The sequence below is a fragment of the Thermodesulfovibrio aggregans genome, from assembly GCF_001514535.1.
Taxonomy (GTDB): Bacteria; Nitrospirota; Thermodesulfovibrionia; order Thermodesulfovibrionales; family Thermodesulfovibrionaceae; genus Thermodesulfovibrio; species Thermodesulfovibrio aggregans.
Map to the genome: position 1 here is coordinate 559,560 of NZ_BCNO01000001.1, position 17,484 is coordinate 577,043.

Sequence of the window (17,484 nt, forward strand, 5' to 3'; positions counted from 1 at the left end):
TGTCCCTTTCTTTTTTAAATAATATCACAGACTTTGTTAAAACAAAGTTACAGCAAAATTAAATTTTTGTTAAAAGGCTACCAATTAGACACTAAAAATTGTTAAAATGCTTTAAATTACCCAAACAAGGAGGCAGTAATGGGAATTTTAGACAATGAACTGAGAAAACTCAAGGAGAAAATACTTATACTCGGATGCCTTGTGGAAGAAGGAATAAGGAAATCTGTTAAAGCATTGATTGATAGAGACATTAATCTTGCGAAACAGGTCATATCAAGGGATAATTTAATTAATGGACTTGAGGTTGATATAAATGAAGAATGCATTAGACTTATTGCTCTGAGGCAGCCTATGGCAAAGGATTTGAGATTTATTACCACTGCAATGAAAATAAGCACTGATCTTGAGCGAATGGGTGACTTTGCAGTAAATATTGCAGAAAGAGCAATTGAACTTGCGCAGGAGCCTTTTTTAAAACCTTTTGTAAATATCCCTAAAATGGCTGAAATCACAGAAAGCATGGTAGAAGATGCAATAAATGCCTTTGTTAAGGAAGATGTTGATATGTGTTATGATGTCATAAAAAGAGATGATAAAGTTGACGAACTACTGCAGAATAATCATAATGAGCTTTTTGGACTTATGATAAAGAATCCAAATATTATCCCGCTCGCCCTTAAAAGAATGTTTATTGCTAAATATCTCGAAAGAATTGCAGATCATGCAACCAACATAGCTGAAATGGTTATTTACATGGTTGAGGGAAAAATGATAAGAGGTAGCTTTGTCACAGAGGAAATACACAAGCTTTGTTTAGAGGACTTTATATCAAGGCAGAAATAGATTTATCTCATATGTTCCGATGCTTACCTTTTCAGCAATTCCCTCTTTCCACAGAATCTCTGTTATTTTAAGTTTTTCTTCCTTAGGAAGCAAGATAGTTAATTTATTTCCTACAGAGAGCAACTCCTTCCATTTGTTAATTCTCTCAGGAGCAATCTCTTTTTCTGTAACTATGTCAATGTAGCCTATAACCATTCCATAGCTTAAAATTTTTAAATCAGGGGGTGGTTTTTCCACTGGTTCTAACTGTTGCTGAATTCTGCCAAGTTTTTGTTTAAGCTGAAAAACTAAAAATTCTTTTAAATGTTTTTCCATGCTCATTTTTTCTTTCTTAGTTCAGAAATATTGATGACATTTAAGTTTTTATCTTTTTTGGAAGTTTCTTCCTCTGTTTTTGTAGTCTCTTCCTGCTTGGAAAGTTTAAAAATTGGTACAGTAAGTTGAACTCTTAGATCCGGTGAAAATACTGCTGCAATAGAATTTACTGGAATGTAGCATTTCTCTGGTATGTTACCAAATACAAGGGTTGCTGTTAGTGCATCTTCGCTCCATTGAAATTTCATTCTCTGGTTGAATACCAGAACAAGTCCTCTTTCTTTTTCCTCTGGAAGAAATCCTCTCTTACCTATCACAACATTTTCATCATAGTCAACAACTATAAAAACTCTTCCAGCAAGTTCAAGTAATTCAAAGAATGTATGTTTTTTTAGTTCATTAAGCCTTTTAATTAATTCATCTGTAAGCTCAATCACTTTCTGCTCCTGTAAAAGAGTAAACCTGATCCAGACACTATCATAATACTACATAAAACCTGTCCCATTGTAAAGATTCCTAAGATGTAGCCAATTTGAGGATCAGGTTCACGGAAAAATTCTACAAAAAAGCGAAATAGACCGTATAAAATTAAGAATAATGATGAGACTATCCCGGAGCGATTGAATTTGTCTTTTAGAAACCATAAAATAACAAAAAGTGCAAAACCTTCAAGTGCTGCCTCATAAAGCTGACTTGGATGTCTTGGTAGAGGGCCACCTTCAGGAAAAACCATTGCCCATGGAACATCAGTTATTCTTCCATAAAGCTCTCCATTTATGAAATTACCGATTCTGCCAAGTCCAAGTCCTATTGGAGCAGTTAAAACAAGCATGTCTGTAAGGGTGAAAAAATCAAATTTTTTAGCTTTTGTAAAAAGCCATGCTGAAACTATTACACCTATAAGTCCACCGTGAAATGACATCCCTCCCTGCCATATGGCAAAAACTTCCAGAGGATGATTTATGTAATAGGGTAGATTATAAAATATTACATATCCAAGGCGGGCACCTAAAAGAAGCCCAAGAATTAGATAAAAATAAAGATTTTCAAGAAAATCCTTCTCAACTCTCAATCCTCTTCGCTTGATTTCTCTCTTTACAATGAGATAGGAGCATATAAACCCTATAAGATACATTAATCCATACCAGCGAATGGAAAGAGGGCCTATTTTTACAATTTCAGGACTTATATTTGGATAAGGTATCATACTCTTTCAATGTATAATTCATTTTAGCATAAATACCTTGAAAATTTGAGTTTCTTTTTTATATACTTGTTCAGCAAAAATTAAAATAACTATCAATATGCGAACTGGAAGATTAAACTCAGATGGAAAAAATAATTATTGTTGTTCATGGAAGTTCTAAGAGAGAGGCGAATAATCTCAAAGAGTTTACAAAAAATCTTGCAGAAACTCTTAATATGAAACCTGAACAGGTAAAATATGCCTATCTTCAACATGGCAATCCTTCATTAGAAGAAGTTCTTTTAAAATGTATAGAGGAAAAAGCTCAAAGAATTATAATTCATCCTCTTTTTCTTTTTTCAGGAATTCATGTAAGTTTCAGCATCCCAGAAATCATTGAAAAATTTAGAAAAAGTTATCCTGATATTGAAATATATTGTACAAAACCGCTCGGTCTTCATGAGAAATTGATTTATGCAGTGAAAGAAAGAATTGAAGAAGTTTTATTCAATCTTTCCTCTTATAAATAAAACTTCGTAAGTTGCGTAAACTCCATGATGATTACTGAACAATTTCTTGTAGGTTTCACAAAATTTTTTGAATGAATTTTTCCCAGAAAATTTTTTACTTTCAGTATAATTTGTTCCTGTTAGTTTGTGAAAAATTAATAAATCTTTTGGTGAATTGTAGATTTCTTGATATACTTTTAGCTCATAATCAAAGGAAAATCCTAAGCTTTTAATAAGTTCAATATAAAATTCAGCTTTTTTTAAAGAAAAAACAGAACCAAAACCAGAAATTTCTGATATCATTTTTAACTCTTTCAAGCTATTTGAAGTAAAAATAGAAAAATAGAACTGCCCCCCTTTTTTAAGAATATCAAAAATTTTGATAAAGCTTTTTTCAGGTTCTTTAATCCAGTGAAGTGCCGAACAACTGACTATTAAATCTGCAAGATTTTCTTTTAAAGGTATATCTTCTGCACAGGCATTAATAAAAAGGTGCTTACCTTTTAAATTTGTTTTAAGTTTTTTTAAAAATTCTAAAGAAATATCAACATGAATATATTTTTCAAAAGACAAAATCTCATTCAAAGGTATACTTAGAAACCCTTTCCCGCTACCAATTTCAACAATGCAGGAGTATTTACCAGTTTCAATTTTTCTTAAAAGTTCAAGAGCAATCTTTTTCTGTAAAATCCCAATTTTTTCGTAACTATCAACAGCTTTATCAAAATAAAACTTAAGAGGTTTCATTATCTGATTTTAACACAGTTTAAATTTTGTAGTTTTTTACAATTCCTATAAGATTTTCGCTTTTAAGTTCATCCATTAAAAAATATCTTGCATTAAGCCACTCAGCGATTTTGCTTGCTAAATTCATTGTCATAAATTTATCCTTTTTTTCTGTATCAATAACTATGAAATCCGATTGAGGAAAATCTTTCAGCATAAAGCAGATACTTTTAAGTTCTTCAAAAACAGGGATATCACTTAATGATACATTAGCCTTTCCATCTGTAATAATAAATATCAGCATACGAGACTGAGGCTCTTTGAAATACATTATTTTCATTAACTTATAGGCTTCCAAGAGTCCTGCTCCAATTTGACAGAGTCCAGTATGAAGGGTCATGACCAAGACAAACAATTTTGCCTTTAATGCCACCTTCTTTTACTTTCCTTTCAATCTCTTCCCATACAGACTCATTTGAACGATAGAAAAAGACAATATCTGCATCATCAAGTTCTTTTAAAGCATCCTCAAGCTTTTGTCTTTCATTTTCAAGTGCTCTAACAGAGTAAACTTTAACTGAAAAATCCTTTATATCTTTTGATGCCTTAAGAAGCATATTATAGTAGCTTTGCCAGACAATTGCTACAATCTTAAGCATATAAATCCTCCTACAATAACGGACATATTATACTCCATCCATCAATAAAACTTCTTTTTACATCAACACCATAGACCTTTTTAATGAGTTCCTCAGTAATAATATCAGATGGTCTACCTTCTGCAACCTTTGCTCCTGAATTAATTACCACCACTTTATCTGAGAAAAATCCTGAGAGATTCGGGTCATGAAGGGTCATAACAGCAGTCAATTGCCTGTCTTTAACAATTTCCTTAATTTTTTTTATCACATTTATCTGATTTCTAAAATCAAGATGACTGGTTGGCTCATCAAGAAGCATTACAGGTGATTCCTGGGCTATTGCTCTTGCAATTAGTGTAAGCTGACGCTCACCCCCGCTTATTTTTGTGTAAGGGATATCTTTAAGATGTTCAATTCCAACAATAGCCAGAGCTTCATTCACCTTTTCATAATCTTTTTTCCCTGGTGATGAAAAAACTCCAACATAGCTTGCTCTTCCCATTAAAACTACATCAAAAACAGAGTATGGAAAAGGTGGCTCATGCTCCTGCGGAACAACTGAAAAAATTCTTGCCCTCTTTCTAAATGAAAGCCTGTCAACTGCTTTTCCATCAAAAATAATCTCACCTCTGTAATGCTTCCACAGTCCTGATATACATTTAAAAAGCGTTGTCTTCCCTGAGCCATTCGGTCCAAGAATCGTTGTAATTTCACCTTTTTCAGCTCTAAAGCTTATTTCTTTAAGAACATCCCTGCTTTCACCTTTATGTTTGAAAGATAAATCTTTGACCTCAAGCATTACTTACCCCAAGCTTCCTTTCCGCCTCTTTTCATCAGGTAAATAAAAAATGGTGCGCCAGTAATTGCAGTTATTATTCCAACAGGAATGTCAAAGCTTGTAAGGGTTCTTGAGACAGTATCAGCTAAAATCATAAAAGAGGCTCCTGCTGTAAGACTCAATGGAAGCAGAGTTTTATGGTCAGGTCCCGTGAGCATTCTTACAAGATGGGGAACCATGAGCCCCACCCATCCAATAATTCCAGTAACAGATGTAGCAACCGCTACTGCAAGAGTTGAAAATCCTATGAATAAAATCCTATCCCTTGATATGTTCACGCCAAGAGATTTAGCTTCCTCTTCTCCCATGCTCATAACATTAAGTCTCCATCTCATAAGAAAAATTGGGAAAATTCCAGCAAAAACTCCAATGCCTGCCACCTTCACAGTGTTCCAGTCAGCAAGGGAAAAGCTTCCCATCAGCCAGTAGACAATGCTCTGAAGTTTATGTGGGTCTACAAGAAACTTTACAATTGAAACCATTGCTGTAAAAAATGCTGAAACAATCACGCCTGAAAGAATAAGAGGAAGACGGGATACCTCACCCTGCGTTCTTGCAACAGTGTAGGAGATTACAACTGATGCTACCGCAAATACAAAAGCCATAAACTGAATGGGAAGATAGCTTAAAAATCCAATTGTTATGGCACATCCAAAGGCTGCACCTGCTGAAACACCAAGAATAAAGGGGTCAACAAGTGGGTTTCTGAATATACCCTGAAGAGTAACCCCTGCACCAGACAAAGCTGCACCAACAAGACCTGCGAGAATAACTCTTGGAAGCCTTATATCAATAATGATTGCTTTTTCTGGAATATCGCCAATATCGAAAACATGAAGGGTTTCATTAAGCAGAATCTTTAAAACCATACCAGGCGTGACTCCATAGGCACCTAAAAAAAGTGCAAACCAGCCAATTAATAAAGGTGAGAGCAGAATTAAAATCGCTTTAATAGTTTTCATTAGTTCCAATTTTATCTAAAATTTTAAAATATCCTGTTTACTCTATCAAAATTTCTGTATAAGAAACCATAAAAAACATTTTTTTGTCTTGTAGATTGTTCTGAAATAAACTTATAAAATATCCTTTCGGCTTTACTAAAACACCTCCCTTTCAAGTTTTTCTTGAACAAAGTTTTATTTTTGTAATTTCCTCCGATTTTTTAAAATGGCAAACGCTCCAAAGAGTCCCATTATAAATCCTATTCCTGCTATAATTTTAATATATTTATCAGAAAATTCTCTCTTCCTGGATTCAACAGTAAAATTTTCATCTACTTTGATTTCTATTAACCTTTTATGCAATCCATGCTCAGTTTCATCTGTGACAGTAATTTTCCATATCCCCTTTTTATCAGGAAGGAACGTGATAATTCCATTTTTATCAGTTCTCCCTTTTTGATGGATAATTTTTTCATCTGGACCAAGAATTTCAAAACTACCAAAACTCAAAGGTTCGCCAGAAGAATAGGTTACTCTAATTGCAATGACTTTATTATCCAATATTTCATAGTCAATACCATGAGCATTAGAGTTTGAAGAGGATAAGAATAATGCAAATAATAAAAACAACAAAATACTACTTTTTTTCATTTTCACTCCTTAATAAAAGACAATGAAGCTCTTAGATAAATAACATCTCCATCAGGATCATTTTTAGCTGGAACTTTTGTTGTTACACTTATTATGTTCCTGCCCTTTTGTAGCTGAATACTTGCCATACCATCAAGGTCTGTTTTTAAACTTTCTTCATGAGAAGCATTCAAAAATATTGGAGCTTCTCTGAAAGGATTACCATCAAGTAAAACTTTTACTCTTAAAACATCTGAATTGAAGGGATTATTTAAAGGAATTATCTCAATTTTTGTCTTCAATGGTTTAGTAAATTTATCATTCCACTTATTTAAAAATTTTGCAAATTTATAAGATCTCCCAGATTCAATTATCTGATAACCACTTTTTAGTGCCTCTCTCTTGCCAATGTTTTTCCATCCTTCAGTAGTTTTAACCCAGTATTTGTTATCAAAAAACACATTGATTAATCCAATATCCTTTCCATTCTCTGAAAAATATGCTCCATCTTCGGTTTTTGAAAGATTAACTTTAATACTTCTACCTTTACTATCAAAGACAATCCATTTTCTAACTCTATCCGGGTTATATCCTTCGGTCGTATTTTCATGTCCAGAAATAATAAAAAACTTTTCAGCCTTTTTTTCAATCCAAAAATCATGTGCCTGCACTGATAAAGAAAATAAAAATGTTAAAACTAAAAGGATGTTCAAAAAAATAAGTTTTCTTAACATATCAATCCTCCTTCTTTAGATTTTTAAAATTCATATTTTAATCCGATTGTAAAATCCCATTGAGGTTGTGGATTTATCATAATTTCATTCTCATTAAGCCATGTTATCTCTGATGAATATTTTCTTGGCGTATATACAGTAGATAAAAAATAATTCAATTTTTTCACTTTGTAATTAAGATTGAGCGTATATTTATCAAAAACTGGTCCCTTTACAGCAGAGGGATTTTTTCCTATATAGTAGTATTTACCAGATATATAATAATAGTTTAGATCACCATATAACTTCTCGTTCCTGTTGAATTCCTTTGAAAATTCTATTCCTATTTTAAATATGTCTTTTGGGACATCTATTACTTTATCCTGTCCAGGGTTTTGAGGATTTTTTACTTTTGCATCTACCCATGAATAACTTCCATATAATGATAATTCAGGTAGTAAAAATATTTTTGTTTCAAGCTCAATTCCATTTCTCTCTGAATTCCCAATATTTACGGGTTCATTATTTATTATAGCTACTTCCCTTTTTAAATCAGTTTGATAATAATCAAAGGAAAACTGAATTTTATCAAAAATAAATGTATTAAATCCTATATCCCAAGATGAAACTTTTGCTGGTTCAAGATCAAAATTTTTCTTTTGAGATGATTTTGCTGGAGATACTTCATTTATATAAGGTGCTCGAGCTCCCATTGACCAATTTGCAAAAATATCAAAGTTTTTAGTAGGAGAAATCACTAATCCTATTTTAGGACTAAAAATAGATGTATGCCCTTCTCCCGAATTATCTGATACTACATGGTTAGTTACATCATAGTCAAATCTATCAAATCTCAATCCACCTATTATTTTCAAAAAATCTAAAGGTTTTACCTGACCTTGTATGAATAAAGCATTCTGTAGATACTCCGCATCCCAGTATTGTGTGTATTTTCCTGATTTATTTCTTTTTGTTGTAGGATATCTCTGATAATATCCATCATCATATCTTAGTTCAAAACCAGGGGTTAAACTGATGTTTTCATTAATTATAAGGTTATAATAAGCTTTAAAACCTGAGGTTTTTGTGTTAAATATTCTTGCCTCTTGGTTAACTGGAGAATAACTATACACACGATGCGCAACATACCTGTTCAATTTAATATTTGTATAGTATGCATTTATATATAATCCCTTTTCTGATTTTTGAGGAGAATAACTGACAACAATAGAGAAAATCCTACTATTTCCACCATCATCTGGTGTTAAAGTAGTTTTCCTGCTAACTATGCCTCTTTCCAATTCTGTTTTTGATAGAAATCCAGGAGCATTCCAATCAGCATCATAATAATTAACTCTAAAAGAGATTTTATCTTCGCTCAATGGAAAAGATAATTTACCAAAAAAGTTATATCTTTCATAGTCGGAATTATCTCTAAAGCCGTCTGTTCTATAATACTCACCAAGGATAAAGGGTATTGTTTTAAATTTATCGTAACTAAAGATTGGAATAAACCTGAAACTACCATAACTTCCAGCAGAGCCTGTTATGCTTGATAAATCAGACTCTTTAGTAATTATATTAATACAACCTCCGATAGCATTATCTCCACATAAAGAAGAAAAAGGTCCTTTAATAATTTCAATCTTTTCAATCATTTCAGGAATAAGCCATGAAAGAATATGGTCTCCAAAATATATTGGATAATTTTGCGGAACACCGTCAATATAAGTAGCTACATATTTTTTGCCTCCTCCACCACCACCCAGTCCTCTCATAGTTAAGGCAGAACCGATATCCCCCTGTCCGTAATTTTCAACGTAAAGACCTGGAATTTTTCTGAAGATTTCTTCATGCCTCGGAGTGACTAAATTACTAATATCCTCTTTAGTTAAAACATTTACATTAGCTGGAAGAGATTCAGCACTAAGAGATAATGATGATTTTTCTTTGATAATTCTCTTCTCTTCCACCACAATCTCCTCAAGCTTTTCCTCCTTTTCCTCGGCAAAAACAGGCAAAACAAAACATAAAACAAACATGATACATAAAAGAGTCTGAAAAATCATCTAAGCCCCTCCTTAAAAAATTTTTTCAATATCTTTGCTCCCTTCAGAGAGGCTTAAGACCCTTCATGAGTCTGATTCATAAAAAAAGCCGTGTAAGGGATACACTCCCTTGCACGGCCTTCATGACCTTGTTTACCCTTCTTGGGTAAAAAATATTAAAACAAAATTGAAAGAATTATGTCAATATTATTTATGAAATCCATATTTTTCAGGATTTTTTATTATCTCTTTGTAATAACTGTAAAAATTTGAAATATCCTCAAAATGCTGATTTATTACTGTGTAAAGCTCTTCAGGAGTTATTTCCCAGTAAATATGAACAAGTCTATTCCTGTATCCTGCAAGATTTTTATTTTTTTCGGCAAAATCCTCAGGAATAAGACCATATCTACCGAGACTCACTATTATTTCCTGATAATCTTTTGTTTTTACTTCCAATCGAGAAAGCAAATGGCTGCCAATTGTTAATATGCATTCAAGTGCTCTTCTTAAATAGTGTTCTGCCACAATGTAGTTTCTTTTATCTTTGACGAATTCATCTTTATTTATTCTTTTTAAAGTCTCCATTTCTTCCAAAGCCTCATGAATCTGTGAAAGAATATTTATCATTTTTGAGACATTTATTGGTCTATGTTTGCTCATCAGCTAACAGTGACTCCTTAAATATATTTTCAAAGTATTGAAAATCAAGATACTGCATTATAACTCTGTCTTTATATTCACTGAAAAACTCTGTATCAGAGCAGAATAACAACTTACCTTCTGTAACAGCATTGAATTGAAGACTTAGTGGAGCTTCATGTAAATAAACAATGTCAATCTTTCCATCAAAGTTTTTTGAAATTTCACTGTAAATTTCTCCATATACCTTTACAGGTTCTTTCATAGGTAAAGTTTTATCTCTAAACAATACTGCAAAATCAATATCACTTCCTATGTGGAATGTGCCTTCAACTAAAGACCCGAAAATTAATATGGCAACCACACCAAGAGATTTAAGCTTTTCTTCGTCAAATTTTTTCATTGGTAAAACCATAGGGATATTATAACATCTTCTAAAAATCAGATATTACAAACTTTCTTCTGTCAAGTTCTATTATTTTTACATCTATGTCATAAACATCTTTTATGAGCGAAGGTTCAATTATTTTACAGTCTCCTGTTTGATAAATTTCACCATTTTTCATAAAAATAAAGTAATCAGCAAACTGAATAGCAAGATTAATGTCATGTAAAACAATCACAGTGGTAAGATTTAAGTTTCCAGTTAATTTCTTTAAAATTTTAAGTATCTCAATCTGATTTTTGGGGTCAAGATGATTTACAGGCTCATCAAGTAAAAGTACCTGCGGTTCCTGAGCAAGAGCTCTTGCTATAAGAACTTTCTGGACTTCGCCTCCGCTTAGTTCATTAATCTTTCTGAAAGCAAAATCTTTAAGCCCAAAATCTTCAATTATTCTCTCAACAACCTCAAGATCTCTTTCAGATGGCTCAAAGGATATATGAGGCTTTCTTCCAAGAAGTATTGCGTCAAAAACAAGGCTATATGGTGTTGAATTTGAACTTTGAGGCAGATAGGCAATCTTTTTTGCAATCTCTTTTGCTGAAAATTTTCTTATATCCTCGCCATCTATATAAACTTTTCCTTTTTTTGGTTTTAGTATTCGGTCAATTGTTCTCAGTAAAGTTGATTTCCCAGAGCCATTTGGTCCTAATATGGCATATACAAATCCACTGTTAAATTTCAGATTGACTTCTTTGAGAACCTCTCTGTCATCGTACCCTGCTGTCAGATTTTCAATTTTAAGCATTTAAAATCTTCTCCTTTTTATAAGTAAATAAAAAAACATAGGAGCTCCAGCAAAGGAAGTTATTATTCCAACCGGTAAGACCGATGGAGAGATAATTGTTCGTGCAATCAAATCAGAGATAGAAAGCAAGACTGCACCAAAAACCGCTGAATAGGGAATTAAAAACCTGTGGTCACTTCCGATGATAAGTCTCACAATATGAGGAGATATTAATCCCACAAATCCTATTATGCCGAGAAAGGCGGTGCAAACAGAGACCACAAAGGCACTTAGAAACATTCCAGAAACTCTCAAAAACTTTATATTCACGCCAAGACTTTTTGCAACCTCATCTCCCCAGAGAAGTGCATTAAAATTCCATCTGTTAAGGAAGAAGTAGATAAAACAAATACAGAAGGCAATAAACATGAGTTTGTTTTCAAGCCAGCCAGCTTTTCCAATGTCTCCAAATGTCCAGAAAACAGTTGCAGCTACCTGAAAATCACTGGCAAAGTATTGCAAAAACATTGTTGCTGAGCCAAAAAGACTGCTCAATGCCACACCAGCAAGTATTATTGCCTCAGGAGTTATATTTCGTAGAAATGAAAGAAAAAGTATGAGAATAACTGTAAGAAGTGCACCTGCAAATGCTGAAATTACAACAGGATAGCTTTTAAATACCGTTACTGCCTCTGTTCCAAAAGAATGTGTCTGTCCAGCACCAAGAAAAATTATTGCAAAAGCTGCGCCAAAGGCAGCACCATGAGAAACTCCTAAAGTAAAAGGTGAAGCCAGTGGATTTTTAAGCACATTCTGCATGACAGCACCAGCAACTCCTAAAGAAGCTCCTGCAAGAATTGCTCCCACTGTTCTTGTTATTCTTATATTCCGTACAATATAGGAGTTTTCAGTATCGCTGAAGATAGCTCTGAAAACATCACTTATTGAAAGATTCATTGAACCAGTTGATACAGAGACAACTGAAATAACCAAAAGAATAAAAATTAAAAGAAAGCCAAATAAAATCTTTGAGTAGAAAGACTTAAGATACTGTTTTTTTATTGAGCCCTCAGCGTACTGTGATTCCTGACTCTTTGAACTCAACCTTTCCATAGCCTCTGTATGTTTTCTTTAAATCATCAAGTACATCAACTCCAAGAATTTTTTTGAATATATCTCTTGCCTTTTTTTGAGGTTCTATGTCTCTGAATCTTTCAGGATAGATAACTTTGCCCATGAAGTAAGCATTGGCAAAGAGAATCTCAAGATTTGTTCTGTAAAAATTGTATGGGAAAACTGTATAAACCTTTCCTTCTTTGACTGCCTTAAGTTTTTTGTAAAACTCTTTGTTTTTTAGATAATCGTCATTTACAAGAGAAATTCCAGCTGTATCAATAAAGAGATAATCTGGATTCCACACAAGAAGCTTTTCTTTGTCAATGAAAACATGTCCTTTCCTGCCTGTTTCATCAACCACATTTATAACATTCAACCACTGAAGAGGCGGATACTGTGCTTCTGAGCTTGTTATACCATGTGCACCTCTTGCACTTATAGCACCTACATAGACTGTTGGCTTTTTTGTATGAGCTGTTCTTTTTTTTAGATCATCAACCATCTGCTGTATGTATCTGTTTATCTCTTCTGCTCTTTTTTCTCTATCAAGAATCTTTCCAAGAAAGGTAAATGTATTCTGAATGTCTTCAATTCTGAATCCCTCTGTTCCCGCATACTGAATGACAACAACAGGAATGCCTGTTTTCTTTTGAATTAACTCTGCATTGTCAACTTCAAAGGTAATAACCAGATCGGGTTTAACCATTATAAGCTTTTCAAAATCAGGAAGTTTTCCAGGACCTCCCTCTCCAATTGATGGAATATTCTGGACTTTATTCTTTATTGCAAGCCAGTATGCTTTTCCTGTTGCAGGATTACCTCTCATGACACTATGCTTTTCAACTCCCTCAATTCCCGCAATTTTTTCAAATGCCTGAAGATAGACAATATAACGCAGAGAAGCAGAGAGTGCCACAACTTTTTCTACTTTTTTGGGAATTGTTACCTTTCTTCCAGCCATATCAGTTATTGCAATCATCTCTTTTGCATTGACAGCGGATACAAATATAAAAATGAAAACAATCGCAAATAAAGCTTTCCTCATTTATCCTCCATATGGTCTGTATTCAATGTAAGGTTTTATATCAAGGACTGGAGTACCGTCATACATATCAAGCCTTCTTACCTTTATAATGTTATCCTCCACTGCAAGCACTTCAAGGACTGAAAGCCCGATTGGATTTGGTCTGTGTGGTGAGCATGTGCTGAAAACTCCCCTTGTTTCATTCAGATGAGGCGGTTTCTGAATAAGTTTTTCAGGACTGAAGGCAGGAGACTTATGAAAGCAAAATATTACAACGATTTTGTCTCCTGCCTTTATATCCCTTAAGCCGAGCTTGTATTCAGGCTCAATGACAATTTCTCCCTCCACATCAGACACACTCCAGTGTCTTGGCAGGGTATCTGCTTTTGTTCTTACATATCCAATTGGTTTAAATTTATACTCCTGCATAAATGCTCTCTAAAAACTGTTCAATTTCTTTGAAAGCTTCTGAATTTTCAGGAATTTTTCCATCAATTGATAGACTATAAACCGCAGGTGAAAAATGTATTAATCCTGAGATAGGTAAACCTCTTTTCTGAACATTCTCTCTAATCTTAGTTTCAATTTCAGCAGGCACTTTATTTAGTATGAAATAAATATTTTTACCCATCTTTTGAGAAAGTGACAGAGCCTTCTCAGCAACTTCAACAGAGTCAAGATATGGTTCGGCAACTGCAATAACCGTATCAATTCCCTTTTCTATTCCTCTTCCAAAGTGTTCAACTCCTGCCTCTGTGTCAACAATGATAAGCTCGTTGTCCCTGAGTTCAATTTTTTCAAGAAACTCTCTGCTTACAACTCCCATTGGGCATGCGCATCCTTCCATTGGCTCTTTGATTTTTCCTATGCTTACAAGGGCGATATTACCATCTTTTTTTATAAACTCATCTGGAATATCATCAATACTGAATGTATCCTTTTCAATTACGCTCATCTTTGGCTCTTTTTCTCCAGACTGAAACCTTTTAATGAGACTTTGCTGCACAGTTTTCTTTCCTCCAAGAAAATCCATAAAAGCAGCTGGCGGTTCTTTGAAACCAAAAAGCTTGTAAAGTGTCTGATTGCTTTCATCAGAATCAACAACAAGAACTCTTTTACCTCTCTTTGAAAAAGCCTTTGCAAGTGCATAAACAATAAAACTCTTACCAACGCCACCTTTTCCACATACTGCAACCTTTTTCATTACCTATCCCTCCTTAAAAGGCAAATGATAATGAACCCCTCATTGTAAATGGAGCACCCACTCCATAAGTTGTACCTGATACAGTATCGTCCATTGCATTAATTACAGAAACATATTTTTTATTGAAGATGTTGTCAAACTCTAAGGAAATTTTAAGTCCCTTAAGCATTCCTATTTTTTCCTTTATATAGTTCAATTTTAAGTCAAATACAGCATATGAAGGAATCTCTTCTTTATGCTCGGCATCGCCAAATCTCTTACCAATAAAACGCATCTGAGGAACTATCTCAAAGTCCTTGTATTTTGCTATGAGCCCTGATACAACAGTCCATTTTGGCACATCAACAACCTGTTTACCATCTGTTGAAAGGGTTGCACCTGAATAAGTTATATTTCCATCATATGTAAGATGATTGTATGTGGGATTTAGATAAAATGTTAGCCAGTCAGAGACATAAACACTGGTTCCTATTTCAAAGCCATATCCTTTTGCCTTACCAATATTCTGTTGATAGTTGACAGGTTTATTTGTTGATGTGTCAATGACTCTTGGATCTGTTACTACAGTTAAAAGATTTTTATGTTTTGATAAGAAAAATGTTGGATTCACTTCTATGAAATCTTTACGGAATCTTAAACCTATATCAATGTTGTCAGACTGCTCAATGTCTCTATTTTTAAATAATTCGCTCAAGGGAATTCCAGCATTTTTAAATTGATTGTAAAGGCGACTGTATAAACTCAAAATTGGCATGTAAGCATATGGCCTTATGAAGTTTCTGCCATAGCTAATATAAGCTTCTAAGTTATCATTGAAAGCATAGGATACACCAGCAGTTGGAAGCCATATGTCATAGGTTTTTGCTTCTCTATCAAGATATGGTGCTCTCACAAGAGTTGGCACACCTCCTATGTATCCCTCAGTTGCTGAATCTTTAAACTTAAAGTACTTAATTCCTGCCTGCCAGTTGAACTTGTCTATTGTCCCTGCCAGTTTGAAATAGGGACTGTATAAATATGTTGTTCCAGTTGTTGCAAAAACTCCGTAACCTTTGTAAGTAAGGCTTCCATCATTGTTTATCCAGTAATTTTCTGAATAAATATTCATATCACTTGTTTCATAATGATAACCAGCAGTGGCTTTTATTGTATTAAAATCAAGAGCAAGCTCTGCTATAATACCTTTTCTTTCAATATCTCTCGTTCTCTCCTGAACTCCTGGCTTACCCAAAATATTTGATGAACCATCCCATATTTTGGCATTTTCCTTTGAAATATATGGTTTCAAAACAATTTTAACATTATCAGTAATTTGCGTGGTAATTGATGCAAAGAGGTCTCTATTTTTGTGATACTCTCTGTTAAATTTGTAATAAAGGTAATCCTGTGCTGGCACTCCAGTTATTGAGCTATTAAAATCAAGGCGATAGTATTTACCGAGGTCCTTTGTCTGTTCATAACTTAAGTAACGATATTTATCATGCTCTATTTCATTAAAGTTTCCCCAGATTTTTATCTCTATATTTTTGTCGATTGGCTGAACTAATGTAAGATTTAAATTATTTCTCGGCCCAATTTCTCCCGGTCCTTTCCATTTATCCTGTCCTGTAAAGGAATAGGATAGAGAAAATCTTGTGTAAGTTGGTTTGATTTCTCCGGAGTCAAATCTCAGATAGGTTCTTTTATATTCAAAAGAGCCGATTGATTGAGATAACTTTAATCCAATTTCCTTTTGAGCCCACAAAGGTCTTAACTCAATAGCACCACCCCTGTTTCCAACTCCTGAGCCTAAATCAGCAGGAACTGCTCCTTTGTAAACAGCTATACTTTGAAAGTTTTCAAGGTCATAGATATATGCTCTTGGTCCCATTGGATTTCCACCATAGTTTGGAATTCCCTCAACAGTCATCGCTCCAAGATAACCTCTTACTCCTCTAATTCTTATGTTTGTTTGCTCTGTTGCTAAATTATTGGCATCTGAACTTTCAAACACAACTCCGGGAAGAATTGAAATTGCTTCATATACATTGGTTTTACCTTTCTGCCCGGATAGTTCAATTCCTTTGGGTGTAATCTCTGTTCCAGTATAAACTGTCTCACCAGTCTGCTTTGTGGGAACAACTATTTTCTCTCCAGTTACCACAATCTCCTCAAGATTTGCATCCTTTTCTTCAGCAAAAACAGGCAAAATAAGACTTAAAACAAACATGATACATAAAAGAGTCTGAAAAATCATCTCTACGCCCCTCCTTAAAAAATTTTTCAATATTTTCGCTCCCTTCAGAGAGGCTTAGACCCTTCATGAGTCTGATTCATAAAAAAAGCCGTGTAAGGGATACACTCCCTTGCACGGCCTTCATGACCTTATTTACCCTTCTTGGGTTAAAATATTAAATCAAAATTGAGAGAATTAAGTCAATAATCAAGGCTTAATCGGTAGTGTAAAATTTTTTATGTGTAAAATTGACAGAGCAATAAAAGAGGGTGTATCCTCCATTAATTTAACCAAAAATCAAACAAAGAAAGGAGGAATACACCCATGAAAGAAAAACCTTTAACTAATTTAAGATTACCAGATTTATGGAAAGAATTCAACAGTAATTTTAATGAATCCTTCTGGGAAGAATTTGAACAAAAAATGAAGTTAATGAAGAAAAAGTTTATTGAATTAGCATTACAAGAGGAGATAACAGCACTTACAGGGGCTCAAAAATATGAAAGAACCCCAGAGAGAGTTTACCGTAGGAATGGATACTGGAAGAGATACATAATCCTGAAAGATGGAAAACTTCAGATTAACATGCCCAGACTAAGAGAGACAGGTTTTCAAAGTAAGATAATTCCCAGATACATAATCCTGAAAGATGGAAAACTTCAGATTAACATGCCCAGACTAAGAGAGACATGTTTTCAAAGCAAGATAATTCCCAGATACATAA

22 protein-coding genes are annotated in these 17,484 nt (G+C 33.9%); 3 read left to right on the forward strand and 19 right to left on the reverse strand.

From position 1 onward, the window contains the following. Nucleotides 1-138: 138 nt before the first annotated feature. A complete protein-coding gene (gene phoU, locus TAGGR_RS02815) occupies nucleotides 139-843 on the forward strand; it encodes a phosphate signaling complex protein PhoU (protein ID WP_059175844.1) in 705 nt (234 codons plus the stop codon). On the opposite strand, the gene TAGGR_RS02820 is transcribed toward phoU, so the two are convergent. From TAGGR_RS02820 to lgt, 3 genes are read right to left on the reverse strand one after another with little or no spacing between them, the layout of a single operon-like run. Then, entirely contained in the window at nucleotides 829-1,164 is a 336-nt protein-coding gene (locus TAGGR_RS02820) for a hypothetical protein (protein WP_059175845.1), read from the reverse strand. The genes phoU and TAGGR_RS02820 overlap by 15 nt on opposite strands. Continuing rightward, entirely contained in the window at nucleotides 1,161-1,595 is a 435-nt protein-coding gene (locus TAGGR_RS02825) for a ClpXP protease specificity-enhancing factor SspB (protein WP_059175846.1), read from the reverse strand. The genes TAGGR_RS02820 and TAGGR_RS02825 overlap by 4 nt, the downstream gene beginning before the upstream one ends. Further along, complete coding sequence (gene lgt, locus TAGGR_RS02830; protein ID WP_059175847.1) at nucleotides 1,592-2,365, reverse strand: prolipoprotein diacylglyceryl transferase; 774 nt, start codon at nucleotides 2,363-2,365, stop codon at nucleotides 1,592-1,594. Before lgt ends, TAGGR_RS02825 begins: the two co-directional genes overlap by 4 nt. 122 nt (nucleotides 2,366-2,487) lie before the next feature. On the opposite strand from lgt, the gene TAGGR_RS02835 reads away from it, so the two are divergent. Beyond that, a complete protein-coding gene (locus TAGGR_RS02835; RefSeq protein ID WP_059175848.1) occupies nucleotides 2,488-2,874 on the forward strand; it encodes a sirohydrochlorin chelatase in 387 nt (128 codons plus the stop codon). On the opposite strand, the gene TAGGR_RS02840 is transcribed toward TAGGR_RS02835, so the two are convergent. From TAGGR_RS02840 to TAGGR_RS02915, 16 genes are all read right to left on the reverse strand, one after another. Further along, nucleotides 2,848-3,600, reverse strand: a complete 753-nt coding sequence (locus tag TAGGR_RS02840; RefSeq protein WP_059175849.1) for a methyltransferase domain-containing protein — start codon at nucleotides 3,598-3,600, stop codon at nucleotides 2,848-2,850. The two genes, TAGGR_RS02835 and TAGGR_RS02840, sit on opposite strands and share 27 nt — an antisense overlap. A 19-nt stretch (nucleotides 3,601-3,619) precedes the next feature. Continuing rightward, nucleotides 3,620-3,937: a vWA domain-containing protein gene (locus TAGGR_RS02845; protein WP_059175850.1), complete on the reverse strand. Its 318-nt coding sequence runs from the start codon at nucleotides 3,935-3,937 to the stop codon at nucleotides 3,620-3,622. Continuing rightward, nucleotides 3,924-4,238 (reverse strand): hypothetical protein, encoded by a 315-nt coding sequence (locus TAGGR_RS02850; protein ID WP_059175851.1) that lies wholly within the window; start codon nucleotides 4,236-4,238, stop codon nucleotides 3,924-3,926. Before TAGGR_RS02850 ends, TAGGR_RS02845 begins: the two co-directional genes overlap by 14 nt. Nucleotides 4,239-4,248: 10 nt before the next feature. Continuing rightward, a complete protein-coding gene (locus TAGGR_RS02855) occupies nucleotides 4,249-5,019 on the reverse strand; it encodes an ABC transporter ATP-binding protein (protein ID WP_059175852.1) in 771 nt (256 codons plus the stop codon). Next, on the reverse strand, nucleotides 5,019-6,020 hold the full coding sequence (locus TAGGR_RS02860; protein ID WP_059175853.1) for a FecCD family ABC transporter permease: 1,002 nt from the start codon (nucleotides 6,018-6,020) through the stop codon (nucleotides 5,019-5,021). Before TAGGR_RS02860 ends, TAGGR_RS02855 begins: the two co-directional genes overlap by 1 nt. Nucleotides 6,021-6,194: 174 nt before the next feature. After that, nucleotides 6,195-6,650, reverse strand: a complete 456-nt coding sequence (locus TAGGR_RS02865) for a hypothetical protein (protein WP_059175854.1) — start codon at nucleotides 6,648-6,650, stop codon at nucleotides 6,195-6,197. A gap of 2 nt (nucleotides 6,651-6,652) precedes the next feature. Continuing rightward, the gene (locus tag TAGGR_RS02870) at nucleotides 6,653-7,363 is read right to left on the reverse strand and encodes a DUF4198 domain-containing protein (RefSeq protein ID WP_059175855.1); all 711 of its coding nucleotides are present in this window, start codon (nucleotides 7,361-7,363) and stop codon (nucleotides 6,653-6,655) included. Between the two features lie 23 nt (nucleotides 7,364-7,386). Further along, nucleotides 7,387-9,315 carry a TonB-dependent receptor gene (locus tag TAGGR_RS02875; RefSeq protein WP_161936159.1) on the reverse strand — a complete coding sequence of 643 codons (1,929 nt, stop codon included), beginning with the start codon at nucleotides 9,313-9,315 and terminating at the stop codon, nucleotides 7,387-7,389. A 282-nt stretch (nucleotides 9,316-9,597) separates the two neighbouring features. Then, the gene (hepT, locus tag TAGGR_RS02880; RefSeq protein WP_059175857.1) at nucleotides 9,598-10,053 is read right to left on the reverse strand and encodes a type VII toxin-antitoxin system HepT family RNase toxin; all 456 of its coding nucleotides are present in this window, start codon (nucleotides 10,051-10,053) and stop codon (nucleotides 9,598-9,600) included. Next, nucleotides 10,040-10,447 carry a type VII toxin-antitoxin system MntA family adenylyltransferase antitoxin gene (gene mntA / locus TAGGR_RS02885; RefSeq protein WP_059175858.1) on the reverse strand — a complete coding sequence of 136 codons (408 nt, stop codon included), beginning with the start codon at nucleotides 10,445-10,447 and terminating at the stop codon, nucleotides 10,040-10,042. Before mntA ends, hepT begins: the two co-directional genes overlap by 14 nt. A 19-nt stretch (nucleotides 10,448-10,466) precedes the next feature. Beyond that, on the reverse strand, nucleotides 10,467-11,222 hold the full coding sequence (locus TAGGR_RS02890; protein WP_059175859.1) for an ABC transporter ATP-binding protein: 756 nt from the start codon (nucleotides 11,220-11,222) through the stop codon (nucleotides 10,467-10,469). Next, nucleotides 11,223-12,314 carry a FecCD family ABC transporter permease gene (locus TAGGR_RS02895; protein WP_082673532.1) on the reverse strand — a complete coding sequence of 364 codons (1,092 nt, stop codon included), beginning with the start codon at nucleotides 12,312-12,314 and terminating at the stop codon, nucleotides 11,223-11,225. After that, nucleotides 12,271-13,362, reverse strand: a complete 1,092-nt coding sequence (locus tag TAGGR_RS02900) for an iron ABC transporter substrate-binding protein (protein ID WP_059175860.1) — start codon at nucleotides 13,360-13,362, stop codon at nucleotides 12,271-12,273. The genes TAGGR_RS02895 and TAGGR_RS02900 overlap by 44 nt, the downstream gene beginning before the upstream one ends. Continuing rightward, the gene (gene tsaA, locus TAGGR_RS02905; protein ID WP_059175861.1) at nucleotides 13,363-13,770 is read right to left on the reverse strand and encodes a tRNA (N6-threonylcarbamoyladenosine(37)-N6)-methyltransferase TrmO; all 408 of its coding nucleotides are present in this window, start codon (nucleotides 13,768-13,770) and stop codon (nucleotides 13,363-13,365) included. Next, the gene (locus TAGGR_RS02910; RefSeq protein WP_059175862.1) at nucleotides 13,757-14,545 is read right to left on the reverse strand and encodes an ATP-binding protein; all 789 of its coding nucleotides are present in this window, start codon (nucleotides 14,543-14,545) and stop codon (nucleotides 13,757-13,759) included. Before TAGGR_RS02910 ends, tsaA begins: the two co-directional genes overlap by 14 nt. A 13-nt stretch (nucleotides 14,546-14,558) precedes the next feature. After that, nucleotides 14,559-16,781 carry a TonB-dependent receptor gene (locus TAGGR_RS02915; RefSeq protein WP_059175863.1) on the reverse strand — a complete coding sequence of 741 codons (2,223 nt, stop codon included), beginning with the start codon at nucleotides 16,779-16,781 and terminating at the stop codon, nucleotides 14,559-14,561. Between the two features lie 303 nt (nucleotides 16,782-17,084). Between TAGGR_RS02915 and TAGGR_RS02920 the strand changes: the two genes are divergently transcribed. Then, the coding region (locus tag TAGGR_RS02920; protein ID WP_173636692.1) for a transposase at nucleotides 17,085-17,484 on the forward strand (400 nt) is incomplete at its 3' end.

Excerpts from the sequence above, each read along its gene's own strand:
- TAGGR_RS02890 (WP_059175859.1), bottom strand. The coding sequence starts at position 11,222 with ATGCTTAAAATTGAAAATCTGACAGCAGGGTACGATGACAGAGAGGTT.
- TAGGR_RS02895 (WP_082673532.1), bottom strand. The coding sequence starts at position 12,314 with ATGGAAAGGTTGAGTTCAAAGAGTCAGGAATCACAGTACGCTGAGGGC.
- TAGGR_RS02910 (WP_059175862.1), bottom strand. The coding sequence starts at position 14,545 with ATGAAAAAGGTTGCAGTATGTGGAAAAGGTGGCGTTGGTAAGAGTTTT.
- TAGGR_RS02850 (WP_059175851.1), bottom strand. The coding sequence starts at position 4,238 with ATGCTTAAGATTGTAGCAATTGTCTGGCAAAGCTACTATAATATGCTT.
- TAGGR_RS02860 (WP_059175853.1), bottom strand. The coding sequence starts at position 6,020 with ATGAAAACTATTAAAGCGATTTTAATTCTGCTCTCACCTTTATTAATT.
- TAGGR_RS02855 (WP_059175852.1), bottom strand. The coding sequence starts at position 5,019 with ATGCTTGAGGTCAAAGATTTATCTTTCAAACATAAAGGTGAAAGCAGG.
- mntA (WP_059175858.1), bottom strand. The coding sequence starts at position 10,447 with ATGGTTTTACCAATGAAAAAATTTGACGAAGAAAAGCTTAAATCTCTT.
- hepT (WP_059175857.1), bottom strand. The coding sequence starts at position 10,053 with ATGAGCAAACATAGACCAATAAATGTCTCAAAAATGATAAATATTCTT.
- tsaA (WP_059175861.1), bottom strand. The coding sequence starts at position 13,770 with ATGCAGGAGTATAAATTTAAACCAATTGGATATGTAAGAACAAAAGCA.
- TAGGR_RS02840 (WP_059175849.1), bottom strand. The coding sequence starts at position 3,600 with ATGAAACCTCTTAAGTTTTATTTTGATAAAGCTGTTGATAGTTACGAA.
- TAGGR_RS02835 (WP_059175848.1), top strand. The coding sequence starts at position 2,488 with ATGGAAAAAATAATTATTGTTGTTCATGGAAGTTCTAAGAGAGAGGCG.
- TAGGR_RS02870 (WP_059175855.1), bottom strand. The coding sequence starts at position 7,363 with ATGTTAAGAAAACTTATTTTTTTGAACATCCTTTTAGTTTTAACATTT.
- lgt (WP_059175847.1), bottom strand. The coding sequence starts at position 2,365 with ATGATACCTTATCCAAATATAAGTCCTGAAATTGTAAAAATAGGCCCT.
- TAGGR_RS02865 (WP_059175854.1), bottom strand. The coding sequence starts at position 6,650 with ATGAAAAAAAGTAGTATTTTGTTGTTTTTATTATTTGCATTATTCTTA.
- TAGGR_RS02900 (WP_059175860.1), bottom strand. The coding sequence starts at position 13,362 with ATGAGGAAAGCTTTATTTGCGATTGTTTTCATTTTTATATTTGTATCC.
- TAGGR_RS02820 (WP_059175845.1), bottom strand. The coding sequence starts at position 1,164 with ATGAGCATGGAAAAACATTTAAAAGAATTTTTAGTTTTTCAGCTTAAA.
- phoU (WP_059175844.1), top strand. The coding sequence starts at position 139 with ATGGGAATTTTAGACAATGAACTGAGAAAACTCAAGGAGAAAATACTT.
- TAGGR_RS02915 (WP_059175863.1), bottom strand. The coding sequence starts at position 16,781 with ATGATTTTTCAGACTCTTTTATGTATCATGTTTGTTTTAAGTCTTATT.